Annotated in this window: 13 protein-coding genes; 3 read left to right on the plus strand and 10 right to left on the minus strand. The window is 57.7% G+C overall.

Features of this window, described 5'->3' with window-relative positions; genetic code table 11:
• The 5 genes from ACH2EH_RS13000 to pilM all read right to left on the minus strand — a co-directional run.
• Nucleotides 1-927: hypothetical protein (locus ACH2EH_RS13000; protein WP_395142311.1), on the minus strand; the 927-nt coding region annotated here is incomplete at its 3' end.
• Between the two features lie 44 nt (nt 928-971).
• On the minus strand, nt 972-1,718 hold the full coding sequence (locus ACH2EH_RS13005) for a hypothetical protein (protein ID WP_395142313.1): 747 nt from the start codon (nt 1,716-1,718) through the stop codon (nt 972-974).
• Nucleotides 1,719-1,742: 24 nt separating this feature from the next.
• Nucleotides 1,743-2,483, minus strand: a complete 741-nt coding sequence (gene pilO, locus ACH2EH_RS13010; RefSeq protein ID WP_395142315.1) for a type 4a pilus biogenesis protein PilO — start codon at nt 2,481-2,483, stop codon at nt 1,743-1,745.
• A complete protein-coding gene (locus tag ACH2EH_RS13015; protein WP_395142317.1) occupies nt 2,476-3,102 on the minus strand; it encodes a PilN domain-containing protein in 627 nt (208 codons plus the stop codon). Before ACH2EH_RS13015 ends, pilO begins: the two co-directional genes overlap by 8 nt.
• Before the next feature lie 23 nt (nt 3,103-3,125).
• On the minus strand, nt 3,126-4,253 hold the full coding sequence (pilM, locus tag ACH2EH_RS13020) for a type IV pilus assembly protein PilM (protein WP_395142319.1): 1,128 nt from the start codon (nt 4,251-4,253) through the stop codon (nt 3,126-3,128).
• A gap of 192 nt (nt 4,254-4,445) precedes the next feature.
• Here pilM and ACH2EH_RS13025 point away from each other — a divergent pair, with 192 nt between their 5' ends.
• Entirely contained in the window at nt 4,446-6,524 is a 2,079-nt protein-coding gene (locus ACH2EH_RS13025) for a hypothetical protein (RefSeq protein WP_395142321.1), read from the plus strand.
• A gap of 79 nt (nt 6,525-6,603) precedes the next feature.
• Complete coding sequence (locus ACH2EH_RS13030) at nt 6,604-7,599, plus strand: phytanoyl-CoA dioxygenase family protein (protein ID WP_395142323.1); 996 nt, start codon at nt 6,604-6,606, stop codon at nt 7,597-7,599.
• On the opposite strand, the gene ACH2EH_RS13035 is transcribed toward ACH2EH_RS13030, so the two are convergent.
• The 4 genes from ACH2EH_RS13035 to ACH2EH_RS13050 all read right to left on the minus strand — a co-directional run bounded on the left by ACH2EH_RS13035 (nt 7,583) and on the right by ACH2EH_RS13050 (nt 11,673).
• Nucleotides 7,583-8,950 carry a hypothetical protein gene (locus tag ACH2EH_RS13035; RefSeq protein ID WP_395142325.1) on the minus strand — a complete coding sequence of 456 codons (1,368 nt, stop codon included), beginning with the start codon at nt 8,948-8,950 and terminating at the stop codon, nt 7,583-7,585. The two genes, ACH2EH_RS13030 and ACH2EH_RS13035, sit on opposite strands and share 17 nt — an antisense overlap.
• Nucleotides 8,940-9,452, minus strand: a complete 513-nt coding sequence (locus ACH2EH_RS13040; RefSeq protein WP_395142327.1) for an RNA polymerase sigma factor — start codon at nt 9,450-9,452, stop codon at nt 8,940-8,942. The genes ACH2EH_RS13035 and ACH2EH_RS13040 overlap by 11 nt, the downstream gene beginning before the upstream one ends.
• A 48-nt stretch (nt 9,453-9,500) precedes the next feature.
• Complete coding sequence (locus tag ACH2EH_RS13045; protein WP_395142329.1) at nt 9,501-9,665, minus strand: hypothetical protein; 165 nt, start codon at nt 9,663-9,665, stop codon at nt 9,501-9,503.
• A 139-nt stretch (nt 9,666-9,804) separates the two neighbouring features.
• A complete protein-coding gene (locus tag ACH2EH_RS13050; protein ID WP_395142331.1) occupies nt 9,805-11,673 on the minus strand; it encodes a beta-galactosidase in 1,869 nt (622 codons plus the stop codon).
• A gap of 31 nt (nt 11,674-11,704) precedes the next feature.
• Here ACH2EH_RS13050 and ACH2EH_RS13055 point away from each other — a divergent pair, with 31 nt between their 5' ends.
• On the plus strand, nt 11,705-12,409 hold the full coding sequence (locus ACH2EH_RS13055) for a DUF4058 family protein (protein WP_395142333.1): 705 nt from the start codon (nt 11,705-11,707) through the stop codon (nt 12,407-12,409).
• Here ACH2EH_RS13055 and ACH2EH_RS13060 read toward each other — a convergent pair.
• Nucleotides 12,398-12,777, minus strand: a 380-nt coding sequence (locus tag ACH2EH_RS13060; RefSeq protein ID WP_395142335.1) for an ROK family protein, incomplete at its 5' end; no start/stop codon positions are given. The two genes, ACH2EH_RS13055 and ACH2EH_RS13060, sit on opposite strands and share 12 nt — an antisense overlap.

Below are 12,777 nucleotides of genomic sequence, written 5' to 3' on the forward strand. Positions count from 1 at the left end.
CTTGACGGAGATCACCACCGCTTTTTTCTGGTCGGAGGGAGGAGCGGGGGCCAGCGCAAGGGGAGCTGCCAGAGCCTGGGTCAGGGTAACGGGGCGCTCAAGAGCGGGAAGGAGCGGTTTGGTAAAGTTTGGCTCGGACACACGGCTAGAGTAAGGCGTGAGCTTCGTACTCGCTGTGGTGGTCGCAACCAGCGGACGCGGACGTGGTGCCAGTGGCAGCACCGAGGCCAGGCTCAGTTGTGGCGCTGTCACTAGTTCGTAGGTCGCGAGCCGGGCGGTATCCCGAGGTGCGAACGCAATGCGGGAGGCCACACGGCTCGCTGCCGCCATCAGGGCACGGGTGTCAATCGAGACAGGGGTGCGCTGGCTTCGAACGGAGATACCTGGGAGTGGGTCTTTCTCCGCCTGGAGGGCCCGAGCGATCTTGGGGGGAGCGGCAGCAATTGAGGCCAGATTGACGGGGAGCACCTCGCGGTCGGCTAGCTCGGTCGGCTCGATTCCGGGGGCGTAGAGGACAATGTCCCAGCGGGTCTTGTCCTCGGAGGCGATGAGCTCGTATTTAAGGCCCTTCCGAATCTTATTGTTGTAGTTGGCGACGATACGTACTTGTTTGCTGGGGCGCATCGAGTACTGCCCATAGCGAACAAAAGCGACTCCGTTTTTTTGGACACTCTTGCTGCCGGCTCGCCCTGCCTGCCAGAGACCAGGAAGGGTAATCGTGGTCACGCCACTCTTGTCTAGGCTCCTTACGTCCGGGGTGAAGGACAGTGAGCCGGTGATGGTAATTCTTGTGGCTGCATTTTCGGTAGTGATGGTTACCTCTTTGATGTCATTGACCGCGCTGGGCGCCGCATAGCTTGGGCTTGAGGACGCGATCATTCCGACGGAAGCAAGTCCGAAGGCTAAGAGATTTTTTTGAGTTTGCACGAGAGTAGCTCCTCTATCTGAATTGACTCAGTTATCTGATTTGCTCAGTTCACCTTGAAGATGAAGTGGCGTTTTTTGTCGTTCGAATCTATGATTTCCAGCTCGCTGCCGCTGTCCGTTCGTCGGATGCTGCGGACAACAAAACCCTGACCGACATCCTCTCCCACAGAGAGCCAGCGGGTTTCGTCTTTGATGCGAACAATGGCAATGCTCTTGCCCTGCCCATTTTCGGAAACCATGATGCCAGTCACCGATAGTGTCGGGGGCTGCGCTTGCTGTGGTGGCGGCAGGACCATATGGGGCGTCGCTCCAGACGATGTCGCCGAACCGCCGCCACGCGGGTCTTCCTCACCGCCTGGCTTGGGAAGCCGGACACTGACCCCGAGAATCTCGCCGAGAGTTTTTGCGCGGATTTTTCCCCTGATGGTAGCCACATCCTGTGGGGAAGGAGCCGGAGTGGGGTTGGGTGCTGAGGGGGGCAGTTGCGTCGTCGGGGGCGGCACTAGTGGGCTCGCGCTGGAGGTGATCGTAAACGGATCGCGAACCAGAACGGGCTCGCTGATCTTTTCCAGACGCGTGAGCTCGGTGGTCAGAACATCATCCGTGGTAGGGACACTGCCTCCCCCCACGGGAGCTGCTTGTGCTGTCTGATCCTTAGGTGCGGCTTGCGCAGGAGGGCTTGCCGAGGAGGTGCCACCCACGAGACTGTAGACACCGTAACCAAGGGCACAGACCGATAGGCCGATCAGAGCGATCAGCTTGGGCATATCTTTCTTATCAATGGGCTTCATAAAGTTTTCCTAGCCTCTGCCTGACTATTTCGGCTGGGGGGATGGCGGACTCAAGAGCTGATTTTCCATCGCGCGGCGCTCACTGATGGAGCCAAACTTTGTCTCTTGTTTTTTGGAGGCAATCATATCCCCATCGGGAAAGACATAGCCTGTCATGACGATACGCACGGAGAGATCGGGCGAGCTATTTGCCTTGTCCTGACGCGACTGTTCCATAACGGAGTTGACAGCGATGATTTTCTCAAAGCGTGTGAGGCTATGAATAAATCGAGCGACATTGTTATAGGTGCCTGTTAGATCAATCTCGATACGGGCTTTGTTATAGGCGGGTGGTAGTGCCAGCTTCTTGCCCGCGGCCTTCTCCTCTTTGCTCAGTGGTTGGGGAGGAGGAACGATCTCGATACTATGGCGCGAGTTGGTGACGATTAGGCTGTAGGACTGGGCACGCTTGGCCATCTGCTGCACCATCGTTGGAATATAATCTCCTGAGGAGACATTCTGCTCAAGAAAGCGCAGCTTGCCATCTACTGCGGCGGCTTCCAGATGCACTTGATCCAGTTGCTTGGCGCTTCGCTCGTTGTCGTAGACTTGTTCAAGCTTAGCGGCCACTTCTTTGTCGACACGTGCGATCTCTCCCGACTGCCAGACATAGAGCCCCCCCGTAAGAAATAAGAGCCCCCCTGTAAGTGCCCCCATAATAATGGCGGATTGTTTACCAGGCTGAAAAGAGATATTCCGGAGGCCACCGGCGGTTGGATTAAACACGGCTATTATCTCCTTTGACCGTCGTCACTTTAGCTGTCTTCTTTGCCTCTGCGGTGGGAGGAGGGGCTGTGGGCAGAGAAATGGGCTTGATAGGCGCGTTGATTTGGAAGCCGAAGCGGCCCCCTTTATCCAGTAGGTTGGTGCTAAGCAGCTCGACGCGCTCAAAAAGAGGCTTACTTTTCAAGTTGAGAGCCACTTGACCCGCGATCGCTTGTGACGGGGCGGAGCCTGAGAGGCTGACAACAATGGGCTCCCCTTCAGGCGCTCCGATGGTGGTGAGCCAGACATCTTTAGGCAGAGACTGAGCTACTGCCTGGAAGAGCAGTGTCCAGCGTAGTGTGTCAAAGCGTGCTCTTTCCAGGGTCGTGACCTTGGGTTGCTTATCACTGGTTTCTTTTTTCACCCTGTCAATTTCGTCAATAATGGGCCGTACTTTCTCCATTCGATGATCGGCATCCGCCACATCCCCCATTTGCTTGAAACGTGCGGTCATCAGATAGGAGCCTACCGAGACGAGGATCGCCAGTGAGGCTCCCATCGCATAGAATAGCTGCTTGCTCAGTCGCTCCATGCGCCGTTTTTCGGCACGACGTTCGGCGATCAGATTGATATTTGGCATGGTGGTATTGACCCTTTTCTTTCCTAGTTCTTACTGCCGAGCTGTGGCCCTGTGAACTCTTTGAGTGCCAGACCCAGGGCCGCCGTCAGGCTGGGACCCTGCTCCTGCAGCCACTCCTCTGCCTCGGGGCTCGTTTCGAGCTGAGAGCTGGCGAAAGGGTCGCAGAGCCGTGTGGGGATACCAAGGCGAGCGGACATGTAGGCCGCTAGGTTACGGATCTGGGCCGAGCCACCGACGAGCAGGATCTCCGAAAGATTGGCAGTAACTCCCTCGTCCGCGAGCTGTGACTGGAAGTAGTTGATGGAGCGGCGAATCTCGCGCAGGAGCTCGTCCATAGTCGTCTGGATAATGCGTGAGAGCTCAATGGACTCCGGTGAGCCTTCCCCGGTAATGAGTGCTCCCATATCCACGTCCTGCTTGCGCAACTCCGCCTCGCTGGGTTCGATCCGAAGCTGGTTTTTTAGGGCATCGGCAAAAGTATCGCCTGAGATCGGGATGGAGCGTGTGAGGGCGAAGTCGGGTCCGGAGAGAATAATCACTTCGGTATGGGCAGCGCCGATATCAACGATGGCCCGCAGGTTCTCATCGGCAAAATCGTCTGGTGCAGTATCAACAATGGCGCGTAGGATCGCAAAGGACTCAATATCTACCGCGATTGCCTCTAGGCCCGCTAGCTGTGCCACAGCAACTCGGGACTCGACGAGGTCACGGCTGGTGCCCACGAGCATCACATCCATCTGCGTGGGGTCATCGTCGCAGGTTCCCAGAATCTCGAAGGAGAGTGCGGCATCCTCGATATTGGTGCTGATGTACTTACCCGCTTCGTAGCGAATAGACTTGGTCAGGGTGGCTGCGTTCATCTTAGGGACACGGATCTGGCGCACCGTCACACTGGGCCCCGATACCGAGAGAACGGCGGCGTTGGCGGAGATCCCGGCTGCCTGAAGCATCTGGCGTATCGCCACCGCGATGGGCTCACGGCTGATAATCACCCCATCGCGTACGGCCCCTTGGGGAGTCTTCTGCTCTGCCGCTCGTACGACACGAAAGCCTCCCCGGGTCGGTTCAACCTGGACAGCCTTAATCATGGAGCTTCCAATATCGAGCCCGATTACCACTTCTTTTCCGAATAGCGAGGATAGTATAGACACGCGATCAACCTCCCAAAAAACTGCCCGAACTGCGGAACGCGCGAGGGCATACTGGGATTATGGGAAGACCGGCGAGAAACTGTAGAGGGGGGGTGAGGGAGGGCGCATAAATTTCTGGCGATTTTGCGGGGCGGGTTCCCGCGTTCTTAACAGGGCTTTCGTGCTGGAGAGACACCGATAACTCAAGTAACCATGACAACGCCGCCCACGATCCTCCCCAAGGAGGAAGTTCTTTACCGATTTCCGTACTCCCCGATTGGCCTGGAGCTTCTGCCGGATCATAAGGATATTTTTCGGGTTCGGCTCTGCTGGCTGCGTGGTAAGTCCGGGAGAGCTTTGTTTGAGTCCACCGCCTTTCGCCCCTTGGCCGAGGTCACTTTGCGTGGGCAAACTTTCCCGGTTTATTTGAGTCAGCACTCCCGCAAGAAACGCGATCGTATTCTTCTCGGGGGGCGGCGCAAGACGGCCACGGCGGCGCGGGCGGCACTGCGTTTTCTGGTGTATGTCGAAGGACGGGGGGACACTCTTTTGTGGACCTGGCGTGTGGGGGCCACGGCTCCCGCGCTGGCTGCCACGCCGCTGACGGACATCCCCGATAGCATTCGCTTGTGTTTCCCGCTGTCGCCTGGTCTGCAAAAGCTTGTCACTCTCTCGACGGGGCGAGGGGGACAGGCTCTTGCGCTCTGGTCTCAGGAGCTGGTGACCACACTGGTAAGTAAGACCCCGGGCGCTTTTCCACAGAGCCGTGAGCGCGCCGTTGAGCTTGTTCTCACGGGAGCGAATCTTGGAGGGGCGGGAGCGACACTGGCCTGGGAGACCCGGATTGCTCCTGCGCGAAGTGAGGCCGATGTTCACCAGGCGCTCCGGCAGCACGTCGCACAGGTGGCTGATGCACAGCAGCTTCCCTTCGCCCAGACGGAGCCGTTTCTCTGGGAGCTTTCTTGCGCGGCAGCCGCAGCGCTGATGAGTGACGAGCGGGTGCGTAAGCGGGGCGTGGACCGGCTGATCTACACTCTTGGTGAGAACCGCGTGGCGGCTGGGGAGGGGACGGATGCGGCGCTGGCTGCCTGTGCGCTTCTGGGGCACCACTACCTGACGGGCGACGATGCCCTGCGGCGACGTGCCCGGCTTCTGGGGCGCGGTGTCTGCGACTTTCAGGTAGCGCAGGTGGAGAGCCCACACTGGGGCGCGATCTGGGATACCCAGCGCAATGAGTGCCGCTTTGAGGATTTTCGGGGAGAACCCACTCTCTCCACGACGGTGGCGGCCCGAACCGCGACGGGGCTTCATCTGCTCCATGCACACTTCAAGACAGAGCTACTCTCACGGACGGCAGTGGCGGCGGCGCAGTGGCTCCTGCTGCGGATGGATAAAGACGGCCTCCTCCAGGGGGAGCGCTTCCATGAGGGCGGGGCTGCCCTGCCTCATGTTTCCCCTTGGGCAGTGGGCGAGGCGCTGATTGCACTGGTGGAAACCTTCCGGCGCACGGGCAATGAGGTTTTCTTGAGAGCGGCACTGCGAAGTGTTGCCACGATTGAGGAGGGGATGGAGCTGGCGACTCTCTCGCCCGAAGTGGCCACTACCGAGCAACTCGCGTCGCTGATTGAGGGGATCTTGCTGGTCTCGCGGGAGTACGAGAGTGAGCGGATGATCGCTCTGGCTAAAGAAGTGGGAACGCTGCTGCGAACCCGGCGGCTCCCCGATGGCTCTCTGGGCGATCCGCTCCAGCCCGAATCCCTTCTGCGAACCAGCCTGGCTGGGGCACGGGGAGCGCTGGCACTGACGCGTGTAGACACGGATCCCCTCTGGCTAAACCTGGCACTGCGGGCGCTCCGGGTGGCTCGGGAGCATGCGGGTGAGAATCTGGATGTGGTGCCCATTGCCGATCTCAACGCGCTGACCCAGCTCCCCCTGGCACTTCTGCTGGCCGTGGGGGCGCTGGGGAGCCACTGCGCGGCGGATCGGGAGAAACTGGCGGTCGTCCGGCAGTGGCAAACCTTCGCACCGGAGCCCGCCGCCTGGGAGTACGTTCAAGTGACAGGTCCCGAGGGGGAGCGCGTGGACTACCTGCCGCTCGTCTGCCCCGCGACACTTCAGGTGCTGGTGCCGGTGATTGCGCCGCCGGGCATGACACATATCCGGATCATCAAGAACAACCGTGAGCCGCTGGTGCGCAACCTCCTCACCGGCGACTTAGACACAAAAGCGGCGCTTCTCCCGCTGGGGGAGGGGCGCGAGGCACAGATTGGTGTCTTCCTGGCAGACACTTAGGCCCGGCAGACACTGACACGACGAGAGTAACTCGGCTCCGGATTTTCCGGAGCCTCTTTTTTTGTGTACAATAGCCTCAATGCACACGGGAATTCCTTTCGCAGCAGTGGCTGCCGAGTGTGTGGCCTATTTCTCAGCGCGTGCCATACAAACTAGCCCCTCACAGGAAGCGTTCGCCCAAGGGGCGGCGGCGGCCCAGCAGTGGCAGTTGCTACTGAGCACTCCCTGGCCAGACCGTGAGGGAGCCGAGGCACTCTTTGCGGCGATGAACACACACCGCCGCTTCCGGTACTGGAGCGTCCGCTGGCACTACATGGCTGAGGCGCTGAATGCCTGGCGCGAGCAGGAGGGGCTGGACGTGCAACCCATTGGAACCGATGCCGACGGCGGCTTGAAAGAGACCTATGCGCAGTTTGGGTATGTTTTGGTACACACGCTCTTCTCCGAGGAGGAAGTGGCGGCGCTGAAGGCGGAGGCGCTGCGGATCGTGGCACAGAAGGGCGATCATGCCGGGGTCTTCGTGGGGCTGGCGGCCAGCAGTCCGGTCTTTGCGGAGGCCATTCGTGACCCCCGCCTCTTAGATGCGCTGGAGCCGCTGATCGGCCCCGATATCGAGTTTCTCTCCGATAAAGTGGTTTTCAAGTCCGCCACTATAGACTACGGCTCGCCGTGGCATCAGGACTGGCCGTACTGGAAAGGGGCGCATAAAATCTCGGTCTGGGTGGCCCTGGAAGCTGCCACGAAAGAGAATGGCTGTCTGAAGCTCCTGCCGGGGAGTCATAAAACCCTCGCGGAGCACGAGGGTAAAGCTCCTGAAGGGGAAGGCTTCGGCCATAGGCTCGCCGAAGATGCCGTAGACGAAGCACTTGCCGTCAGCGCCCCCTGTGATCCCGGGGATGCCGTCTTTTTCCATGATCTGACGCTGCACGCATCGCACCCGAATGTCAGTGGGCAAGACCGCTACGCCTGGATCGTCACGTATCGAAATGCCGCCGAAGAAGACCTCACCTACGATTGGTCCGTCGCCGCCGCCGTGGTTCGTGGGGAGCGTAAGGTCGCTACAGGTAAAGCTTAAAGCTCTGACTACGATCCCCTAAATTTTGAATCCTAAAATTCGTCGTCTCGTGTGTGGAAATATAGTGATACACACGGCGACTTGGAGTTTCTGTGGCTTTCGTTTGCTTCGATGCAAAAAACCTAGGATTGATCTTGAAGCTACCATCAGGTTGTTTCTGTGCTTGGAACTTGCGGCGATAATGATAAGTATCAGGTGTGGACTCTGTAGGATATAGATTGATATTCAGTATTGGTGCTTCTGTTGATGGGATTATTCCTTTGGATTCATTCATAATATCTGCACTTATTGTGTAGTTCCATTTAGTAGGACGGGTAAATTTAGTAGAGTGGGTAAATATTAGAGTGCGTCGCATTGAAGTGACAATTTTGATCAATTTTTGAATTTTTTCATTTTCGCTATTGTTGATTATTGGATAATTCCATTTAATAAAATGAGATTGTCTAGATATATCTTGATTTGAAGTGAAGAAACTTATCAGTTTTTGAATTTCTTCATTTTCACTATTATTGATTATTATGTAGTCCCAGTTTGCGCAGTTTACTTTAGAGTAAAATTCTTGTGATATTGGAGAATTGTAACTTGTTACGTTGTTTATCTCGTGGATCTGATAATTGTCTACTTCTTTGTATGCCCATGAGTGCTCGCGACAGATGATTCTCTTTGTTTTTGGGTCTGCAAATACGCGGAAGATTTCTTGATTATCTGATGTTGATGCTGAGAATTCAATAAGACGATGTCTATTTTTGAAAATTACTGACGTTTTTAATTCTTTTGTGTAACGTTTTGGGATTAATATGGATCCAAGTATTCCAGAAGGTAATATGTTATCTTGAGATGGTAAGTGAGATCCACCTGATGCGTATTCTATGGCAAGTTTACGTTGTGGTTGGATACTATAAGCATAATCTGTAATGCTAGTTTTTTCGGTTCTCTGGAATGTTGGATCCATAACGAGAACCATTTGAGTTACCAGAGATGATGTTGCGGTTTGTCCTGGAGTTGTGGTTAAAGTGCTCCGCCACTGGACTGTCTTTACATCGCTCATGGCTTTCTCGACATCGGCCCACTCGATCTCTGGGGTGAAGAAGCGCCAGGTGCCAAGACCGAGCATAACAAGAGCGATACTAGAGCCGAGTAGGGCTCTGCGGCGACGAAGGGGCATGAGGGAGATTTCTAGGGGAGCTGGAGTGAGGGCGCGTAGCTGTGAGTCCAGACTCGTAAAATGAATGAGCTGTGCCTGGCACGTGGCGCAACGATGCGTATGCGTTTTAAGCAAGAGCACGTGCCACCAGGGAAGGGAGTGCTCGTGGAGTGCCGTCAGGGTTTCGGAGGAGATATTACAGTTCATAATCGTCGGTGAGTTCCTTTCGCAGACGCTCGCGGGCAGTGTGCAGGCGGGAGAGAACCGTGCCCAGTGGAATCTCCAGCACGGCGGCGACCTCGCGGCAGGTTAGCCCTTCATAGAGCCGGAGCAGGAGCGTGGTGCGTAGCTCGTCGGGGAGAGTGTGTAGGGCAAGTGAGAGCGCCACGGCTTGCTCCGGCGAGTGAGCGGTGCCGGGGATATTTTCCGCCTGTTCCAGCCCGACGGTCGTGTTTTTCTCGCGATGGCGGTGGATCGTACGAACCGCGATTCGGTAGAGAAATGTGGTCGGGGCGCACTCGCGGCGGAAGCTCGGGTAGGCGGACAGGGCCTGAATCCCAATTTCCTGAGTGAGGTCTTCGGCCTGCTCCGGGTTGCCGCAGAGCCGCAAGGCCAGCCGCTGAACCCGAGGGCGCTGCGCCTCCCAGAGTTTTTCAAATGCAGTATCTGATTTTGCGGTTCGTAGCCGAAGGGCCTGTAACATTCGCATCGCCTCTTACACTACTTAGTAGCACAGAAAGGGGCGCTTTATTCAGAGCTAGCTAAAGCCAAGAAGATATTTTGCTTTTTTCCAGTAGGGCTGCGGGATCGTTTTCCAGTGCTTGAGCTCGTTGGTCCAGCGCCAGACATCCAGCAGGCGGAGCGAGAGAGAGAGGATCCAGACGAGCATGCCCATTGTCATGGCAATGATCCAAAAAGGCATGATACTAAAAATAGAGCTGACCGTCATCACTTGCTCCCCTTCTCTACTTTTTTACCTGGGTAAACCTAGTAGAACTACAAGCAAGTTATCGGTAAGGCGCGGGGTTTTCCTCAGAGGGTCAGCACACGGATTCAGAAGGTCAGCGCACGGAGAACAGGCTGGGCTTCCAGGGATCAAGTGTGAAGCGCAGTGTCGCCGTGCGGCCCAGGGACTTTCCGGTTCTCAGGTCGGTGACGAGCCCTGGCTTGTCGAGCGTGGCGACGACTTCAATGGGGTTCTCCAGGGCTTCGTTGCCGCCCGCTTGCTGGAGCGACTCGCTCATCTGGTAGGCCACATTGCGCTCAAAGGCAAGCAGACGCTCACTCCCCGAGGCGTAGCGATGCACTCTCACATGGTCGGTGGGGCGAAGACGCACCGAAGGGGACATCGGTAAGAGCTGGGCAAGCGCGTCCGCCGTGGGCGGTTTTTCAAGTGCGCGGGTCTGTGGAAGCGTGCCCTCGAAAAGCTTCCCGTGACCGTCGAACACCCCGACCGGGCCGCTGGAGAGGACGGTTCTAAAGCGGGGCAGGGCACGGCGCTCGCTGTCCGTGAGGGCGTAGGAGTGCGGTAGGATCACGGTGGCGCTGGCAGGGAGCGAGGCTAAATCGGCGGTGAACTGCGGCGTGTAGCCCAGATCGTGGAGCGCGGCGAGCCAGGCGGCGCGGACTTTCGTGTGCTGGTTGTGGGTGGCTTCGTAGCTGGAGAAGCGCCGGTGCCACGTGGAGCCGTCCACGGTGGACTCCAGGAGCCATGCCACTTGAATGCTCGGCTGGGAGTAGTGGATGTAGATCGGATCAGCCGTGCGCGTGGCCTGGCGAAAGCGTGTCGCCAGTGGGCCTTGCAGCTCCTTTAGAATTGGCGCAAGGGCCTGCGCTCGCTTGGTGAGTGGCCAGTCGTCTTTGCTGAAGTCTATGCAGTCCTCGCTCCACCAGATAATGCAGCCCGTGTCTCCGAGAAGGGAGAGGTGCCAGAGCCGCCGCTGCGCCGCCCGTGCATCTTGCTCCCCGACCGTGGTGAGCATTGGCTTACCGGGCATAAAGCTGCCAAAAATCTCCCGCGCACTGCCGATATCATAGGGCTCCACCCAGTCTAGCGCTGTGGCAAGTCGCGCCAGATCGTAGCCGCCAAACGCGCTGGGCATCTGCGTGCCCTCGATCCCGACTTTGGCATGGGGATCGGTGGCCTTTGCCGCAGCGCGAATGTCAGAAAGAGCGCGGGTGAGCGCGACATCCATGTAGGTTCGGAAGTCGCACCACGGCGCAAAGTTCCAGCGTATCGGGTCTTTGCGAGCGGCTTGCGGATCAAATTTAAGCGCCTGCACCTCACCCCAGTCCGGCTTGCCGCGTGGCTCCGCGCCCCCGCCGCCCATCCGGTTTTTGATCTTATCCGTTGAGAAAGGCAGGGCACTGTCCCAGCTTACAAACTCCGTCTGCCACTGCGCGTTCAGCGCCGCTAAGTTGGCGTACTGTGTCTTGAGCCACGCACGAAACGCCGCCAGTGAGCGCGGTGAGAAATCGTAGTCAAACGGGTTGGCACTAATCGTCACCGAAAGCTCATCGCGAATATCGTAGAGAGGTGGCCTGTTTGTTTTGTGCATCGCGACAGCCTGCCGCATCTTCTTTTGTGCCTCTTGTTGCCACGCCGGATCATCGAGGCAGTAGTCCCGCACAAAGGCTGACTCTGGTCGCCCGTCTTTGACCCACTGCGTCACGAACTTGTCCCAGTCGGTCACTGTGGAGCTGTACTTCAGGCACAGCCCCCGGTTGACGACATTCTCGACGTAGTAGGGCATTCCGGCTTTTACCCAGCGGCTCGGGTCTTCGTCACCGGTCACCATCCCGGTGTTGATACCCATTTCTTTCAGGCGCTGGACAAAGAGCCCGAACTTCTCGGGGCGCTTTGCCTCCGAGCCCCCAACCCAGAGAATCGTGGTGTACTGATCTAACGGCTCCAACGGCGTTGTCTGCATAATGTTTATTGTACCTGCGATAAAATGCGCGATGCCTGGCCCCTTTCCCGGAATGGATCCCTGGCTGGAGAATCGCATTCTCTGGCAAAGCTTCCACAATAAGTATGCTGCCTATTGTGAGACTGCTCTTAATCGCGTCTTACCCCCACAGCTTGTCGCAACAACAGAAATGCGTATTCAATTGACGGATCCGAACGAAGGACGACCCGATGTTGGGATTGTGAATCGTGCCTTCCCGGAAGAAGAACACCAGGCGTATCTAACGATTCGGGATGTACTTCATCAGGAAAGTGTTGTGACTGTGATTGAGCTTCTCAGTCCCTCGAATAAACGGGGACGCGGCTACGAACAATACCGGGCAAAGCAAGCGGAGCTGCTACAAAGCGAGACGAGCTTGGTGGAGATTGATCTCTTGCGTGCAGGGACACATACCGTGGCGGTACCCGAGAGTCGTTTACTCGCTCGGCAGGCAGTCTGGGACTATCTGGTGTGTGTCCATGATGTGACGGATCGCTGGAACTACAGAGTTTGGCCGTTCACCTTGGTACATCGGCTGCCGGAGATTCCGATACCTCTGGGAGCGGATTTCTCCCCGGTGCAGCTTGATCTTCAAACGCTACTCGACGAGTGCTACGACACGGGCCGCTACGGCTCCCTCTTGCGCTACACGGAGCCGCCCGAAGTGCCCTTTACGGAGGTGGAAGCCCAGTGGGTGGCAGAAGTCCTACAGCGCTAGAGCGGCGGCACCGATCAGCGGGGCATCGGCTCCCAGGCTGGCGCACAGGATCGGGGTTTCCCGGACGGCGGGAAGGCCGCGCACGAAAAGCTCGGCGCGGGCGGGGGCAAGCAGAAGCTCGCCGAAGCCGTCTATCACGCCTCCGCCCAGTAGAAACGCCTCCGGGCCGTAGATATTGGCGAGAGTGGCGAGGCCGATCCCGAGATCGCGGCCCACGGCGGCAAGAGTTGCAAGGGCTTTGGGAAAGCCCGCGTGCGCGAGCGCGGCTAAATCTGGCCCGGTGAGGCCCGGGTCGCCAAATCGGGCTAAGATCGCTGGGCCGCTGGTGAACTGCTCTAAACAGCCGCGTGTCCCGTTTGCGTAGGGCG

It is taken from the genome of Armatimonas sp. (genome assembly GCF_043760365.1).
GTDB lineage: Bacteria > Armatimonadota > Armatimonadia > Armatimonadales > Armatimonadaceae > Armatimonas.